Origin of the sequence: Maribacter aurantiacus (genome assembly GCF_005780245.1) — a bacterium.
In the GTDB taxonomy this organism is placed as follows: Bacteria; Bacteroidota; Bacteroidia; order Flavobacteriales; family Flavobacteriaceae; genus Maribacter; species Maribacter flavus.
This window is the reverse complement of sequence record NZ_VBUK01000001.1, coordinates 316763-337541: the sequence shown is the minus strand read 5'-3', so window position 1 is coordinate 337541 and position 20779 is coordinate 316763. Positions and strand designations below refer to the sequence as shown.

The following is a 20779-nucleotide window of genomic DNA, read 5'->3' as shown; positions in this document are numbered from 1 at the left end:
ATGCCTATAAGCCATGGACAAAATCACACTGTTTTAATTACGGGGGGGGCAGGTTTTATTGGTTCCCACGTTGTAAGAAAAATGGTTATGGCTTATCCTGGCTACCTGATTGTCAATTTGGATAAGTTAACGTATGCAGGCAATCTTGAAAACCTAAAGGATGTTGAAAACTATCCCAATTATAGATTTATCAAGGGAGATATAGCTGATGGGTACTTTATTAATGACCTTTTCTCAAATTGGAATTTTGACGGGGTTATTCACCTTGCGGCAGAATCTCATGTGGATAGGTCTATAGAAGAACCATTGGAATTTGTAAAAACAAATGTTCTTGGGACCGTAAATCTTTTGAATGCGTCCATACAGAATTGGAAAAAAAATTATGAAAGAAAACGATTTTATCATATCAGCACTGATGAAGTATACGGATCATTAGGTGATACTGGATTTTTCTCTGAAAAAACCTCATATAAACCTAATTCTCCCTACTCGGCTTCTAAAGCAAGTTCTGATCATTTTGTAAGATCATATGGGGAAACCTATGGGCTGCCATATGTAATTTCAAATTGTTCCAATAATTACGGACCTTATCAATTTCCCGAAAAACTGATACCACTTTTTATTAATAACATTATCCAAAACAAACCTTTGCCAGTCTACGGAAATGGAAAAAACACAAGGGATTGGCTTTTCGTAGAAGACCATGCAAACGCTATTGACCTGGTATACCACAAGGGAATAAATAAAGAATCTTACAACATTGGAGGTTTTAATGAACGGCAAAATATAGATTTGGTAAAATTGCTTTGCAGTTTGATGGACAAAAGACTTTTTAGAAATGAAGGGGAGTCTGAAAAATTAATAACTTTTGTAAAGGATAGGCCGGGGCATGATTTGAGATATGCAATTGATGCAACAAAAATCAATAAAAAATTGGGCTGGAAATCCTCCGTAACATTGGAAGAAGGACTAGAAATGACTATAGATTGGTATTTGGCAAATGATGATTGGCTTAATCATGTAAACTCTGGAGAATACCAAGATTACTACAAAATGCGCTATAAGCAATAGAAAGTTGCAATGAAAGGAATTATTTTAGCAGGTGGTTCAGGTACAAGACTTTATCCTTTGACTTTGTCCGTTAGCAAGCAATTGATGCCTGTGTACAACAAACCCATGATTTATTATCCTCTTTCAACCTTGATCAGTTCTGGTATTAGGGAAATACTGATTATTACGACCCATAAAGATTTACACCTGCTCCAAAACTTGTTGGGTAACGGTTCTAATCTTGGTTGTTCTTTTAAATATGCAGTTCAAGAGAAACCCAATGGAATAGCCGAGGCATTCATATTAGGGGCTGATTTTATAGGGAATGAAAAGGTAGCGCTTATTTTGGGAGACAATATTTTTTATGGCACAGGATTATCAACTCTTCTCAAAGCAAATAACAATCCCGAAGGAGGTATTATTTTCGCGTATCAGGTGGGCGATCCAGAACGATACGGGGTAATCGAATTCGACATAGAAGGAAAAGCTATAAGTATTGAGGAAAAGCCAAACAAACCTAAATCAAATTATGCGGTTCCTGGAATTTATTTTTATGATAATGAGGTTGTTAAAATTGCTAAAAGTGTTACACCAAGCAATAGGGGGGAGTTGGAGATTACAGATATAAATAAGGAATATCTAAAAAAAGGGAGGTTACATGTGATTGTCATGGACCGAGGCACGGCATGGTTGGACACCGGGACCTTTACATCTTTAATGCAGGCTTCACAGTTTGTTCAGGTGATTGAAAATAGACAGGGTTTAAAAATAGGGTGTATCGAGGAGGAAGCTTATAAACAAGGTTTTATTAGTGCGGAACAATTGAAAAAATTAGCAATACCTCTGCTTAAAAGCGGATACGGTCAATATTTAATGAGTTTGATACCATAATGTATTAAAAAAATACTACAAAGTGTATTTTCAATGTTTTCGCAAGATTTTCATGGATTTTGGTAATAAAGCATAGGAATTTAAGTCACCATAGTATCAAAAATAAGTCGTTTAAGTGTTTATAATAGGTAATCCTTGTAATTGATATTTCATTTCTGAAACCCTCAACTATTTTAATTTTCATCATACATAAAACAATATGATTAAGAACTTTATGAATCCCCAAATTTTAATATGGATATTAAAAGGGCCAAGATGTTGATAAGATAAGCCTATGAAATAAAGAATAATAGTATTTTTGAACAAAGCTAATACTAATAAGAAATGAAAGTAGTCGCATTATTGCCAATGAAAGGAAACTCTGAAAGGGTTCCCAACAAAAACCTCAAAAATTTTAGCGGAGCTCCATTATACCACAAAATACTTAATAGCTTATTAGCTTCCAATTATATTGAGCAAGTTGTGATAAATACGGACAGTGAGGATATCAAAAAGGATATTGAATACAATTATTCGAACAAAGTATTGGTGCTGGATAGGCCAGAAGAGCTTATTGGAGATATGGTTTCGATGAACAAGATAATTGAGTATGATATTAATAAGGTAGATGCTGATTATTACCTACAGACTCACAGTACCAACCCATTATTAAAGACTGAGACAATTGATGATGCCATCGAGACTATGATGAGAAGGAAAGATGGATTCGATTCTATTTTTTCCGTCACAAGGATACAAACAAGGCTTTATGGTTCTGATGGAACACCATTGAACCACGACCCAGTGGAGTTAATTAGAACACAAGATTTGCCGCCTATATATGAAGAAAATTCCAATATGTATATTTTTTCAAAGGAATCTTTTGAAAATGCAGGAGGGAAGCGTATTGGTAAATCCCCTATTATGTTCGAAATTGATAAGATAGAGGCAATTGATATTGATGAACTACATGATTTTATCATGGCAGAAACCTTATATAAAACACTTAGATGATTTTTGGAAACATTGAGGACTGGAGGTATTATTTTGGAAAATCCGAAGTTTTTAATGAGATTTTCCAAGAATTACCAAAAATATCAACAAGTACGGGTAATGGGGAATATAGACTAAACAACCAAATCTATTACAAAGTCATGAGTTATGACACGCATGTGAGCCCATCCGTTATAGAATCGCATAAGAGGGAAGTGGATGTTCAGATAATACTAATGGGCAAGGAGCGTATCAAAGTCTTTGATGAAGATGCCGTTAAAGTAACGGTACCCTATAAGGAGGAAAACGACTGTCAGTTTTATTCCATTGAAAAACAGTCTTTTACTGAGTTTGACTTAGTGCCTGGAAAAATGGCTGTCTTTTTCCCGAAAGACATCCATGCATGCCAATATGCGGTGGAAGATAAGGTTGAAACTATAAAGAAAATCGTATTTAAAGTAGATGAAGAACTTTTTACACACTAAGAGTAATTTAAAGGAAAAACTTAAAAAAAGGCAGGTTTCATTTGGTTCATGGCTTACCATACCACACCCTTCCATAGTGGAAATCATGTCATCTGCGGGTTTTGAATGGCTTACCATAGACATAGAACATTCTGCTATTGACATCTCCACATTACAAAATTTAGTCGCCCATGTCCAGGCTAATAAAATGGAAGCTTTGGTTAGGGTAAGCAAGAATGAGGAGGTTATTATTAAACGGGTTATGGATGCGGGTGCAAATGGGGTAATTGTGCCTATGGTAAAAAATGCTGAAGAGGCAAGACAAGCAGTTTCTTGGGTAAAATACCCACCCTTGGGGTCTCGTGGAGTAGGGCTTTCAAGGGCACAGCATTATGGACTTGCTTTTAATGAATACAATAAGTGGGTACAAGAGGAAGCTGTAGTAATAGCTCAAATAGAACATATTGAGGGTGTTAATAATCTTTCAGAAATTCTAGATGTTGAAGGAATAGATGGGATAATTGTTGGGCCATATGATTTGTCTGCGTCTATGGGTAAACCTGGAATGTTCTACGATGATGACGTCAAAGAGGTCCTTGCCAGAATAGACAAGATAACCTTGGAAAAATCGCGGAGTCTTGGTTTCCATGTTATCGAATCCGATTATAAAAAGGTAATGGATAAAATAAAGATGCAATATAACTTTCTTGCCTTTAGTCTTGATTTCTTTTTTCTTGGCGACAAGGCTAGGGAACAAATGGATTTATTAAGGGATAAATTATAGAATGAAAGAAATTCTTGTTTTTGGCGGGTTTGGGTTTCTTGGTCACTACTTGGTCAAAGAACTTTTAAGGAGACAGTATAGTGTTACGGTCGCGGATATTGCTGAAAATGAAGAATTAATTGATCAGGTTACGCATCATTACTGTGATATTTCAGACCGGAACCAAGTTTCCAGTATTTTTAAAGGGCAGCAATTCGATATTGTTTACAACTTGGCCGGTTTTGCCAATCTAGACAATGCCATAAAGCACCCAATCAAAACAATGAATCTTAATGTACTTGGAAACATGTACATATTGGAGGAGTGTGTTAAACAGAAAGTAGGCAGATTTATTTATGCAAGTAGTGCTTATGCCATGAGCAATAAGGGGTCATTCTATGGAGTTAGTAAATTGGCATCGGAAAAAATAATTGAGGAATACCATAAGAAATACAATTTGCCTTTTGTCATATTACGTTACGGTTCCGTGTATTCGGAGAGGCCGTATGATAATAATTATATATACAATTTGGTCAAAAAGGCAGTTAAGGAAAAACGCATAGACCACCATGGAGACGGTAATGAAATAAGGGAATACATTCATGCAGCTGATGCCGCTAAACTATCAGTGGACGTTATTGAATCCGATTCCTTTTCAAACCTACATGTAATTCTTACTGGAACGGAACGCATGAAGCGTTTGGAACTTTTTCAAATGATCAATGAAATTCTAAATAACCAAGTAGAGGTGAATTGTAACGACTCCGGCTATCAAAATCACTACAAATTTACTCCGTACTCCTTTGAACCCAGTGTTAGTAAAAAGCTTACTGCCAATCCTCACATTGACATGGGCCAGGGCCTATTGGAATGTATAAGGGCGGTTCACAATGAATAGGGAAAATGGCGCTTAAGAATATTTTTTTTGATTTTGATGGAGTACTTGCAGAGTCAGTTGGTGCCAAAACAGAAGCTTTTAAGGAAATGTATTTGCCGCACGGTGAGGATATTGCCAACATGGTAGTCGATTATCATATACATCATGGTGGTATTTCCAGGTTTGAAAAGTTCAAGTATTGGGAAAAGACCTTTTTCGGAAAAGAACTTAGTGAAGAAGATGTCCATAAAATGGCCCAAAAATTCTCAAGTTTGGTTTTGGAAAAGGTGGTCATGTCCAAACCGGTTCAGGATTCTATTTGGTTTTTGGAGAAATACTACCAAAAATTAAGCTTTTGGGTAATTACAGGCACTCCTTCAAATGAAATCGAAATTATCGCATCAAGAAGGAATATGTTACATTTTTTTGAAGGATTGCATGGGTCTCCAGAAAACAAAAGACATTGGACGGAATATTTAATTAAAAAACACGGGCTAAACAGAGAAGAGACCCTTTTCTTGGGCGATGCAACTACGGATTTGGATGCGGCCCAATATTCCAAGCTTCACTTTGCTCTGAGGGACAATGAAGAAAACGAAGGCATGTTCAAGGATTATAACGGGCCTCGTTTTAGTAACTTTAGGGAATTGGAACAACTTTTGGTAGATAAAAATTTGTTGTAAGAATGAAAGTACTGCTTACCTCCACATCATTTCAGGATACTCCTGGAAAGCATCAGGAACTATTGAAAGAACAAGGTTATGATTTGGACACCCTGCGTGGACCTATTTCAGAAGGGCAATTGTTGCCCATCATAGGTAATTACGATGCCGTGATATGTGGGGACGATGAGTATACCGAGGCTGTCATTAAAAAAGGGGTGGAGGGAAACCTAAAATATATTTCAAAGTATGGGGTTGGACTTGACCGAATAGATTTGGAAGCGGCAAAGAAATATGGTATTCCGGTTACCAATTGTCCCGGTGTGAATCAAGTTTCCGTGTCGGAGCATGTATTGGCACTCCTTTTTACATTCGAGAAAAATGTGCATTTACAATATAATTCTACCAATACAGGTAGCTGGAAGCGTTGGGTTGGTCATGAAATCCAGGGCAAGACCATAGGGATAGTAGGTCTGGGCGCCATTGGCAAGGAACTCTCGAAAAAGGCGAATGCCTTGGGAATGAAAGTCGTGGCATGCGATCTTTATAGAAATCAGGAGTTTTTAGATCAAAATCCGTACATCTCCTTTGAAAAGGATATCAACGAAATTTATAAAAATGCGGATATCATCAGTCTTCATTTGCCGCATACCCCACAATCGGAACACCTTATTAGCGAAGAAGTCGTTCAGAACAAATTTAAAAGAAAACCGATATTGATTAATACCTCTAGAGGAATGTTGGTAGATTCAAAGGCGATTCTAAAGGGCTTAAAAGAAGGCAAATTGAGAGGATACCTCACTGATGTATTGGCACACGAACCTATGTTGGACAACGAGATTTTAAAAGGGGCCGAAAATGTAATAATAACTCCTCACGTAGGGTCCAGAACCTTTCAAAGCGTGGAAAGGCAGGGAACAATGGCCGTTCAAAACCTGATGAAATTAATCGATTCAGGAAAGGATTAGTTTCCTGTTGGAGTATATTTTGATATGATTTGCCATTGCGCCCCGTCATAAAGAAGGGTAACCGTTTCACCATCCTTCAAATTCAGGACTTTTTTATTTTCAATGTTAGAGGTACTGGAATTTATCTCCAATAAATTTCCAGTGGTACCGGAATTTTTGATCAGCAGTTCTCTTCTAATTTCTTCCTCCGAAGGGCTTATTGCAACCAAACGTTTACCATCATTAGTATTTACAATAATATTCCTGGATTTTTTGTCAGTTTTTACATTCGATGAGGTTATAGTTGTTCCAAATTTTATTCCTGAGATTTCCGTAATACCATTAGGAGCTGAAATGTGGTCTCCAATTTTTGGATTTGTTGTCATACTGTAGGAACTCCCGTTACCAAAACCTTGAATACTGGGCTTTCCGTTAAATGTTCCAATACCAATTTTCCCCTCTTTAAGGTTGCCAAATATGCCTTGGTAACTTTCCATGTAATGCCTATTGTTGGCTTTTCCACTTTCTGAACCCAATCCTAAAAATTGCCTGCCATAACCTCTACCTTCCCTTAACTTAGGGTCCAGCACCAAGTTGGTGGCCGGATCTTCAACAATGAAATTTTGTTTGACCCCACTATATTTGGAATTTAAAATCTCCGCATTGATAACATTTTTTCCAACTTTTATACCAGTAAGTATTCTGTCGTTCGCACGAATAAAGCTTTCGTTGAAAATGAAGGTATAAGTGTTTTCAACTTCTACTGCATTTTGATCTTTATGTGCACTATGCCCTCCCGTGATAAAGGGACTGTAGAAGGCGATAATATCATTGTCGAACTTTTCATTTAAGTCACTAGTTATTTTTATTTGTGGCTTGTCCTCATTTCTTCCATTTCCCTCTAGAAAAGTGGAAAAGGAGGTAAAATTGGTCAGGTCTTCCAAGATAAGCCCTTCGTCATAGCACCCCTGGATGACTCCACCAAAAAATTTCAACCCCGTAGATGAATTTATATCGCTATTGGTAAACTTGGCGCCCACCTTACAGTTCTCGACCTTAAAATTTCTGAAGTCCGTGTTTGTGGCATTCCTGCCCAAGATTCCAAATTTAGAGGCATTGTAAATAAAGAAGGAGTCAAAACTTGGGGTATAGCAATTAAGAAGACTTAACCCTATTCCTCCACCCTCAATAATTATGTTTGAAATACCGCTATTTCGATTTACCTGATTTAAATGGATAGCAGTAGCCTCTGAATGAAATTGATTGATGAAAAGATCTTTGATCTTTAGGTCGAATTTTTCATTTTCAGACCCAAAATCCATGAATGTCCCACTTCCTGTAAAGTCTAAATAGGTTTTTCCTACGCCGTCCCCAATAATTTCCACGCCTATATCGGAGGATATACCCCGCTCAAATCTCCAATGTCCCGCAGGAATATAGACTTTGCCAACATAGATATCCCATTTATCATCAGTCCTTAATTCCGTACTGGTGACAATGGCGGCATCTATAGCAGCCTGGAGCGCATTTGAGTTGTCATCAGACTCCAAGGAGGCCCCAAAGTCTTCAATATTAAATAATGCGGGCCTAATAAGGTCTTTGTGCTCCTGTGACGTGCTGTTTATCTTTTCATAAGGGATGCTGCTTAGACCTAGGACTCTTTTTAGACTTTCGTACCGAAAAACAAAAAGCGCCAATAAAAAACCTACGATTACCGATAACAGGATTATAACACCATATTTACCAAACTTACCAGACATTATTGCCATATAAAATTCATTTTAAAAACGGGGAAAGTACGAAAATTAGGATTAAAATAAATAAAGGCATCAAAGGAAGCCTGTAAGGTTTTCTCTACCTTTGCTCACAAAATGCTAACCACTTCATATCTAGGGCTACTTTCCATAAAGAACATAAAATTTCAATTAATATTTAATGAATTATAGAAAGGATATCGATGGTCTAAGGGCCATAGCTGTTTTAGTCGTCATTTTTTGTCATCTTGGAATGGGACTTTTTAAGGGGGGATTTTTAGGGGTGGATGTTTTCTTCGTGATTTCTGGCTTTCTAATAACCTATAATATCACTCAAAAGCTCAATGAGAATAAATTTTCGTTTAAAAAGTTCTATTTGAACAGAGTAAAAAGGATTGCCCCCGTTCTCATTGTCATTTTGGTTTTGTTGACCGTATTCAATCTTTTGGTGTTGCTTCCTCAGCCTCTAAAGAACTATTTGGAGTTTTTACCATATGCTTCCATAGGTTTGGGAAATTATGCCGCGGCAAATCTTAATTCTGGATATTTTGATGCTGTTTCAGAGCGATATCAACTGCTTCATACTTGGTCCCTGGGAGTTGAGGAACAATTTTATCTTTTTGTTCCCTTATTGTTTTTCTTGTTGTGGAAAATTAGAAACCAAAAGTATCGGAATGGGGTAATCGTTCTTATTTACATACTATCCATAGCTGTAAGTGTGTATTTTGTGCGGTTCACGGAACAAAGTAAAAGCAACTATTATCTATTGCATACCCGTTTTTTTGAAATATTCACAGGTTCAATGCTGGCGGTGTTTTATCACAAGGGGCTGCCGGTCATAAATTCCAAAAAAGGACTTGGACTTCTATATATCATTTCATTAGGTGGCATGCTTCTCTTTTCATACGTTTTTGATGGCACCAGCCTTTGGCCCGGTCTAAATGCCTTTTGGATTTCCTTGTTAACAATTTTAATTATTTTTTTGGGAAAGGAAGAAAACGCAACTTCTTGGGGAAAGCAATTCTTGGAATATCCTGCTATGCGTTTTATAGGCAAAATATCTTACAGTCTTTATCTATGGCATTGGATAATTATTGCTACTCTTGTTGAAATTGGATATGATGTCAATCATTTTAGCCTATTGACAAAGCTTTTGCTCTTGTGCGTTATCATGATTCCACTCTCATATCTCAGTTGGAAATATATTGAAAACGTATTTAGGTACCGATTGGTTTTTAATTTTTCCGCCTCTTTAGTTTCCTGGGTATTGGTGCCTTTACTCCTAGCTGTGGGGTTGTATAAATATCAAGAACTGCATCCGGATACTTTCTATCCTAAATCTGAAATTGATGCCACCACCTATCAATTTAGTTCCAAAATTACGCCACACCTTAAAGTCGACAACCCAATGACAAAGGAAGTGCGGGCGAAACATGCTGGAGTAGAATATCTATTAGGAGATTATAATATGAGAAGGAGGCAATTAGAAAGAGATTTAACGATTTCAGATGCAGAGGTGTTGGTTCTAGCGAATTCCCATTTTCATGCATTTAAGAACTTTATAAATAATCAATTAAAAGACAAGGGACTTATTGGTCATGTAATGCACGAAAACACGGGTTTCGTTTATGCTTTTGAGGATGCCAAGAGACGCTATCAAGCTTTACTAAAAGGCAAACGTTTTGTAGTTATTTGGGTTAAATTGGATAATATCAAACTAAACGGTACCAAAATGAAATGGGAAAAATGGATTTTAGAAGAGGCTCTTGCTCATGGAGTACAACCTATTTTTTATGTTCCCGGTATTGAAATGGCCTCCGAAAACGAAGCAAGAAAAAACATATATCAAAATATATTGTTTGGAAAATCCGCAAACGACGGTGACAATTTAAATAAGTTATTTGGAGACATACCCACCCTGGAGTACACTTCAACTTTATTTGAAGATTATGGGGATTCGGTTAGGTGGGTAGATTTTAAACCGCTTATGTGTTATGACAGCACTTGCAAGCTTTGGCTGAATGACACCTTTGCCCTTTTTGACAAGCATCATATAACTAGGCAATTTGGCTATGAGCTAGGCCGTGAATTCGATTTTAAATACGATAACATCTTTGAAGAAGATTGGAAACAACCCCCTCTCATGTTCAATGAAGAGTTATTGGAATATGATTGGGTCAGGGAAGAAAACAATAATGAAATATACCATCAAGAGCAGGGTTACACTATAAAAATTGACCTTGCCGATAGGACATATCAAATAAATAAAGAGTATAGTGAACAGGATTTTGGAAGCATGTTTTTTGTCCATGTTTATCCTGAAGATATTAATATGCTTCCGGAGCATCGAAAAAGACACAAGTTTGATAATCTAGATGCAAAAGGAGAGGCAATAATTTCCTTTATTGAAAAGGATACATTTTTCTATGGAAAAAACAAATTACCGGATTACAAAATCAAAAGCATACATTTGGGTCATTTTAAACCTAAAGGGGATAGGTTTTTTGACAAGACTTTTGATATTCCCTAAAAAAACCAAAATTTTAAAAGGTAGAATCTGATGTCCAATGTCGCCTATTCTTCGAAAAAAGTATTCAAAAAGGCACTCTTCAACATAGGTTTTCAGGTAGTTCCAATTGCGGCCGCATTAATACTTACTCCCTATTTGATTGAAAACATGGGTAAGGACTTTTGGGCGAAGTATTCAACTGGAATAAGTCTTGTATTTTTGTCCAATTATTTTTCTTTTGGTATAGGCCCTACATTGAATAGACGGGTTTCAAAGATAATTGGGTTGAAACAAAACTATAGAATTCAGGCGGAACTTAGAGAATGCGTGTCCTTTTCATACCTTCTTGGACTTGCCTTTTTCATACTGCTTCAAGCTGTTTTGTATGCCTCCTACATTTCTGAAAGCTTTAGTATTTTGAGAACTGACCAGGATTACGTTTTTTATAGTATCGTACTCTGTGTATTTTTTCTGTCCTTTCTTATTATACCCTATAAATCCTTGTTGGAGTCGTTCAGTGATTTTTATTTTTTGGCGATAGCAAGGGCCATCACTGCTGCGATGTTGTTCCTAGTGCCTTTCTTATACATTTCTTTGTTTGATGTTTCTCTTACAGGTATTTCCACCACCTTGCTTTTCATATATGTCATTTTGTATCTACTCTATTTTGTAAGGGCCAAAAGTTATGAAGGCAAACTCTCGTTTAAAATGATATCCCCGGTAAACTGGGAAATGGCCAAAGGTCTATTTAGGTTTGAGCTAGGCTTTCTTAAAGAGACCATCTGGTTCAGTATTTTTTTTGCAACCTCAGCCATAGTCCTTTTTTTTGACAGGTTTTATTACCCCTTATTTTTTGATACCCGTACGATTTCTGACCATGTTACCTTACTGGACCTTTTCAATAGGGTTGCGATAGTAACGGGGACCATTTCACTGGTTTATTTTTCGGCAATTTCTGTCTGGTATCAAGAAAATAATTTACGTAGGGTCACAGCGAACTTAAAGTTACAGTTAATTGGGGTAGGGTTGTTATTTTTTGTAATTGCCTTGGTTTCATATTTCTTTTTGGATACAATTTTGCTTTGGTGGCTGAAATCTAGTTATTCAAATTTCATTGAATCCAATGGTTTCCGTTTACTTATTGGGACATTACTTGTAAACTATACCATATTGCTGATAAGGCCATTACAGGCAATAGGTGAAATTAAGCAGGTCAGTGTCTGGTTAATGAGCTCAACCCTTTTGTATTTAATAATAGTTTTGTTTTTGGGCGCTTTTTATTTGATAGATTATCATTTCGTGGCATTCATTACCAAGGCTTTGATAGATGTAATTATTCTTGTAACATTGTTGAGGAGAAAAAAGATATTATGAAGGACAAGGCATTTATATATGAAGTCCATTATTCCAATTTCAACAGATATGTTATTCCATTAGCGGAATACCTGGTTCATAATTCCATAGCCAAGGAAGTTATATTGGTATATGATACGTTTACCAAAAGCGAAAAGATTCAAATATCACAGGATTCAAGAATCAGCCTTTCACCAGTTAAAAATGTTTACAGGGAGAATAAGGGTAAGGATAATACCAACACCTTTTTTTTCAACTATAGTTATAGGATAACCGACCTTTATTGGACCTATAAATTCAAGAAAATAGGAGTTTGTACGTATCAGTTGCAACATGGTATGTATGCTGAATTTCTAGAGCGAAGCTTTCTGGGATACTTCTCGGCAATCAACAGAAAAATGACCTATTTGCGATATCTTTTTAGTTTTTTGGTCAAAGGAAGATTTTCCATTTTTCTGTATTTGTTCAATAAGGACTTCACAAAGTCTTTTAAAATCAATGAATATATTGAGAACAATAAGAGAAACAAGATAAGCCCCTTGTTATCAGACCATGTTTTTGTGTGGGGCGATTATTGGAAGGAGTGGTTTATTAAGAATCACTATTATGTGGCCCTTGACAGTTTTACCACTGTTGGAAACCCTGATTTCCATACCTTCATAAAAGGAAAAAATCAAACAAAACAACCGGAAAAAATCTGCTATATCGCCCAAACTTTTGTGGAGGACGGGCGTATGGAAAAATCTGTCTATAAGGGAATTATAGACAAACTTTCCAATGCAGTGAAAGACAGATTGATAATAAAGTTGCACCCAAGGTCCGATAGGACTATTTTCGAAACGGTGGTGCGCAATAAAGGTGTTTTAACCTATGATTTTCCCATTACTGGATTTTATGTAGGACACTATTCCTCCTTATTGGCATTGGCCATCAATGAGGACAGCAAAGTATACCTGTTGGAGGTTAATGGAGAAGAAATACCCCATTATTTTAGGAATACCGTGGATCATGTTTTTACCTCTATGGAGGACTTGTCCCGTGCAATTCTTGAAAATAATAAAAGCGAAAGGACTTCAAACATCTCATATTACTTTAAGAATATGGAGGAGCATCCATTTTCCATAATTGGGAACAAGCTGACCGAAAGAGTTAAATAGTTTCTATGGAAATATATAAACCTATAGTATTACAATCTATTTCGTTATTGTGCCTATTGGTTTTTTTGCTTTTTTCTAAGCTTAAGCGCTCAACCTCCTTAAAAGCCATTTCGCTTCTTTTAATTTTACTCTGTGTTTTGGCGATCTTCATAAATAGGGATTACGGAGCAAATATAGATTTGCCTCTTTACATGGATTTTTATAAATATAATGTCGTTTTTGCTGATATTTTTATCTCTAAAACGGCATGGAAGGGAGATTTCCTCTTTTTTGCATTGATGCCCTTATCACATTTGATGGGCTTTTCCAAGGAAGATTACATTACATTTCAGCTCGTATTGAGCATAGGACTTACGTTTTTGGCCTATTTTTATTTTTTTAAGGATACCAGGGCTATGATGTTTTTGGCACTCTTCTTTATGCTGAATAGTTCCTCCTTTTACTTGATTCAGGGAAATGTAATTAGACAGGGATTATCTTCTTCCCTGCTTCTTTTAAGTCTTTGCGTGCTGCCCGGTATTCGAACAAACCTTTTTAAGATTATGGCATTTTTTAGCCATAAAGGAAGTGTGTTTTCTTTTCTGACAGGTTTTTTGAATTTTAAAACTAATATTAGGGCAGTTATTTTGATTATTGGGGTTTTGGCTGGCTATTTTTCCATTTTTGTTCATCTCTTGAAGTTGTTTCCCTTGCCACAATTTGTAATTACAAAACTGGAGTTTTATTCCACTTTTGAAAGGGCCTCTTCAAATTCTATTATAAAACTTGGCCTTTTAGTACTTTTTAATATTTTATTTTTATTCTTACGGAATAGGAAAGGGAATTATGAAAAAGCATATACACTTTTTTTTTCCTTTTCATTGGCCGCATTATTGCTCTTTCGGTTTGACGGGATGTTCTCAAGGTTAATCCTGTATACTGACATTTTTGTGCCGATATTAACGGTTGGGGTAATCCAAAGATTCAGTTCCAAAAAAAATAGAGCCATAGCGACAGTAATTTGTGTTGTATTAAGTCTGGCGTACTCCGTTTATGTATTCAACCACGAATCCATTCTCTTTAATATAGGTAAATACTTTTCGGTGTAAATAAGATGAGAATAAAGATTTCACAAATAGTATTTCTTGTATTGGTATTTGGATTCTTCATTGGTTGCCAACGGAGGATGGATTCAAAAAATAAATTCATAAACGATTTCTTAATCGAAAACGGGAAACAACTATATAAGAGCGAAATGAAGAGAACCAAGTTGGACTATTTACCATCATCTCAACAACTCGTTTATAGTTTTTGGAAAAAAGAGGTTTTTGAGGATAATGGCGAGTTATTTCTTCATCTATACCCAGAGGACTCGCTGGCTCTGCCAGAGAGCAGATATAAATATGGTTTTTTGAATATCGCCATAGGGGAAGGCGATATTCAAAATGTGGATTCGGCTTATTTCTATATTTTAAAAGACCTTTCCGTATATGGCAAAATTAATAGGGTGGTAACGGGCCAATATATTGGAAATAAAAGAACGTGGGAGGTAGATGAAATAGTTAATTTAAATAGTTCGAATAGTAGTATAAAGCTGAATGGAATAAAAAGCCCAAAGGTTGAAAATTCAGGTTCCGGATTCATGGAAAGATTATTAAGCGAAAACTCCTTCATTCGGCATGTGGACAGCGAGACAAAAGTAAACTGTTTCATAAGCTCCAACAAAGACATACTCTATTTGAGTAACTTGAATCCAAGTTTTTTAGAGGGTAATTTTGAATTTAGGTTCTATAAGTTTGACAGGGCTGTTGAAAACATAGTGGACAGGAAAAGTGTAAGCAAAATCAGAACATATTGTCCTGAAAAAATGCCATGTTTTGCTTCCTTAACACTTCCAAAAAATATTGACAAAATAAGTTTTGTCAGTTTGGAAAATATTGAAAGCAAGGCACTATTCAGTATAGGACTGGAACAATAAAACATTTAAAACACCACAAAGGTCTTAAATGGTCAACTATCTGGGTCATATAAAGAAAATAGATATATATAGTCTTGCTTTAGGACTTTGTATAGGCATACTGCCTTGGAGCGAAAAATGGAATACTGTATCTATTATTCTCTTAGCCTTACTGTTGTTTTTCAATCTTTTTTGGTTAAAGACAAAAGTCAACTTTAATATCGGGAAATTTTTAGCGGCAAGTGCACTTTTCTGGATTTCTTTGATCTGGCTACTTAATACCGATGATAATATTACCGGATGGAAGTATATGGAACGGATATCCTCATCCTTGGTTTTTCCAGTGGTTTTTTCATTGACCCTAGCGGGATTAAAAATTGGAATTCGTAGAGTATTGTTCATCTTTATGGGGTCATGTATGTTACGATACTTATTTTTCTTGGCCCAATTTATAGATTGGGAATTGGTTTATATATTGGATTATTGGAAAGAAGTCCTTATTCAGTTCAACCAAATTGCTTTGACCGAAGCACTTCATCCTTCATATTTCACCTTGTATTTGGGTTTTTGCGTGCTTGCCTCCTTTTATTTCCTAAGCAAGGCACCAAGTTTCAAAAGGCGCACAGGGTGGTTCATTCTTCTATTGATTTATTTTTTGATGGTTGTGTCATTAGGGGCCAAAATGCCTTTAGTGGCCTGTGTTTTCGCAATTTTGACCGGAGTATTGTACAATTTGTATCGAATTAAAAGCGGGCGGATCAAGTATGTGGCACTGGTGTTCTCAAGCTTATTGATAGTGGCTCTCTTTCTGCTAAAAGTGCCCAATGGCATCCTACAGGATGTGGACAACTATTACAGGTTCTACAAAGGAGAAGAAATGGACAGGACATTGGATTATGAACAATATGGCACAAGCTACTCCTTTGAGACTTGGTCCAAGACCAATAGAATATATATTTGGAAGTCTTCAGCAGAGTTATTCAAAAACAATTTTTTGTTTGGGGTGGGGACCGGGGATATTCAGAATGAACTGAACAATCAATATTTGATGGACGGACAGGAGTATTTGGCAAAACGAAATACCAATACACACAATCAATTTTTGGATTTTTTGATCAAGTTTGGAATTTTGGGTTTTTTGGGGGTTATAATTTTCTTATGGTATTTTATAAAATATGCTTTGTCAGGTACGGACGGTTTTTACCTTATGTTTCTCGTTTTTGTTTTATTATGTATGCTCACGGAAAATATTCTTAATAGGCAACTTGGAATCGTTTTTTTCTTTTTCTTCAACAGTCTTTTTTTGTTCAGGAAGGAAAAGCCTGTATGCATTTCCAATTCAAAAAACTAAAGAGGCTTTTTTCGATTTTAACACACTTGGATTACCTGTTTGGAAACCATTTAAAAGTTATAAAAATAGACTTAACTTTGAGCAGGTTACCAAATAAGGGGACAAAGACTAGAAAGTAACGTACAACCATGCCAAAGCCACTTATATTTAATACCAAGGAAAGGAAAACTATACTTGTTTTAGGGGATCTTTTTATTATTGGCTCGGCATTGAACGTTTTCATGAACGATGCCCTTGATGTCAAGGTAGAAAATATTTTATTCAGGATCATTTTTTACATTTCGGGCACTCTGTTTTTCTTCTTGTTGTCCTATGTGTTGAACTTCTATAATCTTGAACGGCCCTTCAAGACAAGATTGATTCTATCCCAATCTTTTTTCATAGTAGGCTCTTTTGTCTTAACAATATTTATAGGGACCGTTCTTTTTTTTGATGCGAGCTTTTGGAGGATTCCCTTGATAATATTTCTATTCCTCACCCCTTTGGAAATATTTTTGTGGAGGTATTTCTTTGGGAATTTATTCAAGGTAATTCCCGCTATTAGGAATGTCATGTACGTATTTGATAAAGAAATCGATGATGACCATCAGAAATACATAGATCAGATAGATGGTGACGGAATGGAAAGCTATTATAAAACCAGGCTTACCTATTCCATAGACAACGTAACTATTTTAGAAAGAAAGAAGTTTATGGATGCCATGGACAAGATAGACTCTTTTATTCTTAATATTCCTAGCTATGATCAGCTATCACCGAGGTTTGAAAAAATGTTGATTGAGGCTATATTAAAAGGTAAGGAAGTGCTATCATTTACAACCTTCTATGAGAATATTTACGAAGCGCTACCCTTAAAATCACATAATGATAGCTTTTATGAGTTACTTCAATTGAAAAACGGTAAGATAAGATACCTTGAAGCCCTGTTCACCTTTATAGTGAATTGGCTATTTATACTCGTAGTAGGAGCAATTTTCATATTCTTTCTTCCTATTGTATTTGTACTTAATCTCTTTTTTAATCGGGGACCTTTATTCTACACACAAAAGAGAGTAGGCCAATACGGAAAGGAATTCAGTATATTCAAGTTTCGGTCTATGGTGGTAGATGCCGAATCTACCGGTGCTAAGATGGCTGCCAAAAATGATGCAAGAATTACTCCTTTCGGAAAGATTTTAAGAATGTTCAGGATAGACGAATTACCACAACTAATTTCTATTATAAAGGGTGACATGCAATTAATAGGCCCTAGGCCTGAGCGTAAAATTTTTGTTGATAAACTCAATGAGATTACGCCATTTTATAGTGCTAGGCACCTCATAAAGCCTGGTATTACTGGTTGGGCCCAAGTAAAATACAAGTATGGAGAAAATTTGGAAGATTCAATAAGAAAACTAGAATACGACATGTATTATATTAAAAACAAGTCAATAACTCTGGACATCAGGATAATTTTTAAAACGATTACTACAGTATTGTTTTCAAGAGGTATTTAATAGCTTTCAATGAATAAAATCCTAATAACGGGCGCGGCCGGATTTCTTGGTTCACATTTATGTGACAGATTTATTAATGAAGGTTTTCATGTCATTGGCATGGATAACTTGATTACGGGAGATCTGGATAACATAAAGCACTTATTTCCATTGGAGAATTTTGAGTTCCATCACCATGATGTTACCAAGTTCGTGCATGTTTCGGGCAAATTGGATTATATTTTGCATTTTGCCTCGCCCGCCAGTCCTATCGACTATCTTAAAATCCCTATCAAAACCTTAAAGGTAGGTTCGTTGGGTACGCTGAACCTATTGGGCCTTGCCAAGGAGAAAGGGGCAAGAATATTGGTGGCTTCCACTTCGGAGGTGTACGGGGATCCATTGGTGCATCCACAGACCGAGGAATACAATGGCAATGTGAGTCCGGTAGGCCCTAGGGGAGTTTACGATGAGGCCAAGCGCTTCATGGAGTCCATTACCATGGCTTACCACAGACACCACGGATTGGAAACAAGGATTGTCCGTATTTTTAATACCTACGGTTCCAGAATGCGGTTGAATGATGGTAGGGTGGTACCGGCATTTATGGGTCAGGCCTTGCGAGGGGAAGATTTGACCGTATTTGGTGATGGTTCGCAAACTCGGTCCTTCTGTTATATCGATGATCAGGTTGAAGGAATATACCGATTGTTATTCAGCGATTATCCGGACCCTGTGAATATTGGGAATCCACACGAAACAACCATTAAGGAGTTTGCTGAGGAAATTATTGCCCTGACGGGAACAAATCAGAAGATTATTTATAAACCACTTCCAAAGGATGACCCCACCCAACGCCAGCCGGATATCACAAAAGCAAAGGAGATTTTGGGCTGGGAGCCTAAGGTAAGTCGGTCTGAAGGCCTAAAAATCGTATATGATTATTTTAAATCCCTTTCTCCTAAGGAGTTGCAGAAAAAGGAGCATCGGGATTTTTCTTCCAAATAGTTTATTTACGCATCAAAGCTTACTTTTGCCAAAAGCATACTCATGAACATTTTAATTCTTGGATCTGGGGGCCGTGAACACGCATTCGCTTGGAAGTTGTCCCAAAGCGATCATTTATCAAAGCTCTACATTGCCCCTGGAAATGCGGGCACCTCCAATTTAGGTGAAAACATACCAATTGGTGTAAACGGTTTTGATAAAATCAAAGAGGTCGTGCTGGAAAAGGAAATCGACTTGGTGATTGTTGGACCGGAAGACCCCTTGGTAAATGGGGTCCATGATTTCTTTTTGGAGGATGCCCAATTGAGGCATGTGCCCGTTATCGGGCCACAAAAAATGGCCGCCCAACTAGAGGGTAGTAAAGAGTTTGCCAAGGAGTTTATGATGCGTCATAATATTCCAACGGCCAAATACCAAAGTTTTACTTCGGAGACCTTGAACGAGGGATATGAATTTTTGGAGCGACTTGCCCCTCCCTATGTTTTAAAGGCCGATGGTCTCGCTGCCGGAAAGGGAGTGGTCATTCTTAAGGATTTGGAAGAAGCAAAATTGGAATTGAAATCCATGTTGGTCGATGCCAAATTTGGAAGCGCCAGCACCACCGTTGTCATAGAGGAGTTCTTGGACGGCATAGAATTAAGTGTTTTTGTACTTACCGATGGATCAAACTACAAGGTGTTGCCCACGGCCAAGGATTATAAAAGAATCGGTGAAGGCGATACAGGACTCAATACAGGCGGTATGGGTGCAATTTCCCCCGTTCCTTTCGCCGATGATACTTTTATGGGCAAGATACACGACCAAATTGTTAAACCTACCGTAGAAGGCCTTAAAATGGACAAGCTTCCTTACAAGGGTTTTATTTTTATCGGTTTGATAAAAGTTGGCGATGATCCCAAGGTAATCGAATACAACGTTCGTATGGGTGATCCGGAAACCGAAGTTGTATTGCCTCGAATCCAAAATGATTTTGTGGAGTTGATGGATGCCGTGGCAAAAGGAAAATTAAACGATGTAGCGCTTAAAATCGATGCACGTGCCGCCACTACGGTGATGACGGTTTCGGGCGGATATCCTGGTGCTTACGAAAAAGGAAAAGAGATAAGCGGGATTGACGCGATTGAGGAATCCATTGTTTTCCATGCGGGCACCACCCTTAAAGAGGGTAAAATACTTACAAATGGCGGAAGGGTCTTGGCGGTAACTTCCTATGGAGAGTCGTTTAAGGAAGCTTTGGCGATTTCCTACAAAAACGTTCAAAAGATACAATTTGAGGGAATGAATTACCGGCGGGATATAGGGTTTGACCTATAAAAAAATCGGCGTTTTCCAATTTGGAAAACGCCGATTTTTTTAAGTGTTTATCTTTAAAGATACGAGTGGGAAGAAATCGACTTATCCTCTTCACCGTTATCGTTGTACTTTTTCAGCTCCAACATCCAATACACAAATGCCGCGAATCCTATCAACATAAATATCCAGTTTAAAATATTGGATAGGGTCCAGCTTTCCATAAAACGCAATGCATCGAATGGTGCAAAAAGTACATTGACGAACAAATCCTCGATACCGTAAAAAAATGACTTCATCTTATTCCTATATTTACAGGG

At 36.9% G+C, this 20779-nt stretch carries 19 protein-coding genes; 17 read left to right on the top strand and 2 right to left on the bottom strand.

Annotated elements, in window-relative coordinates:
* The 8 genes from rfbB to FEK29_RS01490 all read left to right on the top strand — a co-directional run bounded on the left by rfbB (position 1) and on the right by FEK29_RS01490 (position 6647).
* Complete coding sequence (gene rfbB / locus FEK29_RS01525; protein WP_138256639.1) at positions 1-1071, top strand: dTDP-glucose 4,6-dehydratase; 1071 nt, start codon at positions 1-3, stop codon at positions 1069-1071.
* Positions 1072-1080: 9 nt separating this feature from the next.
* A complete protein-coding gene (rfbA, locus tag FEK29_RS01520) occupies positions 1081-1941 on the top strand; it encodes a glucose-1-phosphate thymidylyltransferase RfbA (RefSeq protein WP_138256638.1) in 861 nt (286 codons plus the stop codon).
* Between the two features lie 324 nt (positions 1942-2265).
* Positions 2266-2934 (top strand): acylneuraminate cytidylyltransferase family protein, encoded by a 669-nt coding sequence (locus FEK29_RS01515; RefSeq protein WP_138256637.1) that lies wholly within the window; start codon positions 2266-2268, stop codon positions 2932-2934.
* On the top strand, positions 2931-3398 hold the full coding sequence (locus FEK29_RS01510; RefSeq protein ID WP_138256636.1) for a YhcH/YjgK/YiaL family protein: 468 nt from the start codon (positions 2931-2933) through the stop codon (positions 3396-3398). The genes FEK29_RS01515 and FEK29_RS01510 overlap by 4 nt, the downstream gene beginning before the upstream one ends.
* Positions 3376-4161 carry an HpcH/HpaI aldolase family protein gene (locus FEK29_RS01505; protein WP_138256635.1) on the top strand — a complete coding sequence of 262 codons (786 nt, stop codon included), beginning with the start codon at positions 3376-3378 and terminating at the stop codon, positions 4159-4161. Before FEK29_RS01510 ends, FEK29_RS01505 begins: the two co-directional genes overlap by 23 nt.
* A gap of 1 nt (position 4162) precedes the next feature.
* A complete protein-coding gene (locus FEK29_RS01500; protein ID WP_138256634.1) occupies positions 4163-5038 on the top strand; it encodes an NAD-dependent epimerase/dehydratase family protein in 876 nt (291 codons plus the stop codon).
* A gap of 5 nt (positions 5039-5043) precedes the next feature.
* Positions 5044-5700: an HAD family hydrolase gene (locus FEK29_RS01495; protein WP_138256633.1), complete on the top strand. Its 657-nt coding sequence runs from the start codon at positions 5044-5046 to the stop codon at positions 5698-5700.
* A gap of 2 nt (positions 5701-5702) precedes the next feature.
* Positions 5703-6647 carry a phosphoglycerate dehydrogenase gene (locus FEK29_RS01490; protein WP_138256632.1) on the top strand — a complete coding sequence of 315 codons (945 nt, stop codon included), beginning with the start codon at positions 5703-5705 and terminating at the stop codon, positions 6645-6647.
* On the opposite strand, the gene FEK29_RS01485 is transcribed toward FEK29_RS01490, so the two are convergent.
* Complete coding sequence (locus tag FEK29_RS01485; RefSeq protein WP_138256631.1) at positions 6644-8395, bottom strand: glycosyl hydrolase family 28-related protein; 1752 nt, start codon at positions 8393-8395, stop codon at positions 6644-6646. The genes FEK29_RS01490 and FEK29_RS01485 overlap by 4 nt on opposite strands.
* 166 nt (positions 8396-8561) lie before the next feature.
* On the opposite strand from FEK29_RS01485, the gene FEK29_RS01480 reads away from it, so the two are divergent.
* From FEK29_RS01480 to purD, 9 genes are all read left to right on the top strand, one after another.
* Positions 8562-10910, top strand: coding sequence for an acyltransferase family protein (locus FEK29_RS01480; protein ID WP_138256630.1), 2349 nt, complete (start codon positions 8562-8564; stop codon positions 10908-10910).
* Between the two features lie 30 nt (positions 10911-10940).
* A complete protein-coding gene (locus FEK29_RS01475) occupies positions 10941-12263 on the top strand; it encodes an MATE family efflux transporter (protein WP_138256629.1) in 1323 nt (440 codons plus the stop codon).
* Complete coding sequence (locus FEK29_RS01470; RefSeq protein ID WP_138256628.1) at positions 12260-13399, top strand: hypothetical protein; 1140 nt, start codon at positions 12260-12262, stop codon at positions 13397-13399. The genes FEK29_RS01475 and FEK29_RS01470 overlap by 4 nt, the downstream gene beginning before the upstream one ends.
* A gap of 5 nt (positions 13400-13404) precedes the next feature.
* A complete protein-coding gene (locus FEK29_RS01465) occupies positions 13405-14487 on the top strand; it encodes an EpsG family protein (protein WP_138256627.1) in 1083 nt (360 codons plus the stop codon).
* A 5-nt stretch (positions 14488-14492) separates the two neighbouring features.
* On the top strand, positions 14493-15356 hold the full coding sequence (locus FEK29_RS01460) for a hypothetical protein (protein WP_138256626.1): 864 nt from the start codon (positions 14493-14495) through the stop codon (positions 15354-15356).
* 28 nt (positions 15357-15384) lie between these two features.
* On the top strand, positions 15385-16686 hold the full coding sequence (locus FEK29_RS01455; protein ID WP_138256625.1) for an O-antigen ligase family protein: 1302 nt from the start codon (positions 15385-15387) through the stop codon (positions 16684-16686).
* A gap of 128 nt (positions 16687-16814) precedes the next feature.
* Positions 16815-18182: a sugar transferase gene (locus tag FEK29_RS01450; RefSeq protein WP_138256624.1), complete on the top strand. Its 1368-nt coding sequence runs from the start codon at positions 16815-16817 to the stop codon at positions 18180-18182.
* 9 nt (positions 18183-18191) lie between these two features.
* Positions 18192-19169: a UDP-glucuronic acid decarboxylase family protein gene (locus FEK29_RS01445; protein WP_138256623.1), complete on the top strand. Its 978-nt coding sequence runs from the start codon at positions 18192-18194 to the stop codon at positions 19167-19169.
* 42 nt (positions 19170-19211) lie between these two features.
* Positions 19212-20483: a phosphoribosylamine--glycine ligase gene (gene purD / locus FEK29_RS01440; protein WP_138256622.1), complete on the top strand. Its 1272-nt coding sequence runs from the start codon at positions 19212-19214 to the stop codon at positions 20481-20483.
* A 53-nt stretch (positions 20484-20536) separates the two neighbouring features.
* On the opposite strand, the gene FEK29_RS01435 is transcribed toward purD, so the two are convergent.
* Complete coding sequence (locus FEK29_RS01435; protein ID WP_138256621.1) at positions 20537-20758, bottom strand: DUF6341 family protein; 222 nt, start codon at positions 20756-20758, stop codon at positions 20537-20539.
* Positions 20759-20779: the final 21 nt, after the last annotated feature.

What these genes read in the sequence shown, in the direction of transcription:
- FEK29_RS01495 (WP_138256633.1), top strand. Translation starts at nt 5,044, where the DNA reads ATGGCGCTTAAGAATATTTTTTTTGATTTTGATGGAGTACTTGCAGAG.
- FEK29_RS01480 (WP_138256630.1), top strand. Translation starts at nt 8,562, where the DNA reads ATGAATTATAGAAAGGATATCGATGGTCTAAGGGCCATAGCTGTTTTA.
- FEK29_RS01450 (WP_138256624.1), top strand. Translation starts at nt 16,815, where the DNA reads ATGCCAAAGCCACTTATATTTAATACCAAGGAAAGGAAAACTATACTT.
- FEK29_RS01515 (WP_138256637.1), top strand. Translation starts at nt 2,266, where the DNA reads ATGAAAGTAGTCGCATTATTGCCAATGAAAGGAAACTCTGAAAGGGTT.
- FEK29_RS01505 (WP_138256635.1), top strand. Translation starts at nt 3,376, where the DNA reads ATGAAGAACTTTTTACACACTAAGAGTAATTTAAAGGAAAAACTTAAA.
- purD (WP_138256622.1), top strand. Translation starts at nt 19,212, where the DNA reads ATGAACATTTTAATTCTTGGATCTGGGGGCCGTGAACACGCATTCGCT.
- FEK29_RS01455 (WP_138256625.1), top strand. Translation starts at nt 15,385, where the DNA reads ATGGTCAACTATCTGGGTCATATAAAGAAAATAGATATATATAGTCTT.
- FEK29_RS01510 (WP_138256636.1), top strand. Translation starts at nt 2,931, where the DNA reads ATGATTTTTGGAAACATTGAGGACTGGAGGTATTATTTTGGAAAATCC.
- FEK29_RS01460 (WP_138256626.1), top strand. Translation starts at nt 14,493, where the DNA reads ATGAGAATAAAGATTTCACAAATAGTATTTCTTGTATTGGTATTTGGA.
- FEK29_RS01435 (WP_138256621.1), bottom strand. Translation starts at nt 20,758, where the DNA reads ATGAAGTCATTTTTTTACGGTATCGAGGATTTGTTCGTCAATGTACTT.
- FEK29_RS01490 (WP_138256632.1), top strand. Translation starts at nt 5,703, where the DNA reads ATGAAAGTACTGCTTACCTCCACATCATTTCAGGATACTCCTGGAAAG.
- FEK29_RS01465 (WP_138256627.1), top strand. Translation starts at nt 13,405, where the DNA reads ATGGAAATATATAAACCTATAGTATTACAATCTATTTCGTTATTGTGC.
- FEK29_RS01445 (WP_138256623.1), top strand. Translation starts at nt 18,192, where the DNA reads ATGAATAAAATCCTAATAACGGGCGCGGCCGGATTTCTTGGTTCACAT.
- rfbA (WP_138256638.1), top strand. Translation starts at nt 1,081, where the DNA reads ATGAAAGGAATTATTTTAGCAGGTGGTTCAGGTACAAGACTTTATCCT.
- FEK29_RS01485 (WP_138256631.1), bottom strand. Translation starts at nt 8,395, where the DNA reads ATGGCAATAATGTCTGGTAAGTTTGGTAAATATGGTGTTATAATCCTG.
- rfbB (WP_138256639.1), top strand. Translation starts at nt 1, where the DNA reads ATGCCTATAAGCCATGGACAAAATCACACTGTTTTAATTACGGGGGGG.
- FEK29_RS01500 (WP_138256634.1), top strand. Translation starts at nt 4,163, where the DNA reads ATGAAAGAAATTCTTGTTTTTGGCGGGTTTGGGTTTCTTGGTCACTAC.
- FEK29_RS01470 (WP_138256628.1), top strand. Translation starts at nt 12,260, where the DNA reads ATGAAGGACAAGGCATTTATATATGAAGTCCATTATTCCAATTTCAAC.
- FEK29_RS01475 (WP_138256629.1), top strand. Translation starts at nt 10,941, where the DNA reads ATGTCCAATGTCGCCTATTCTTCGAAAAAAGTATTCAAAAAGGCACTC.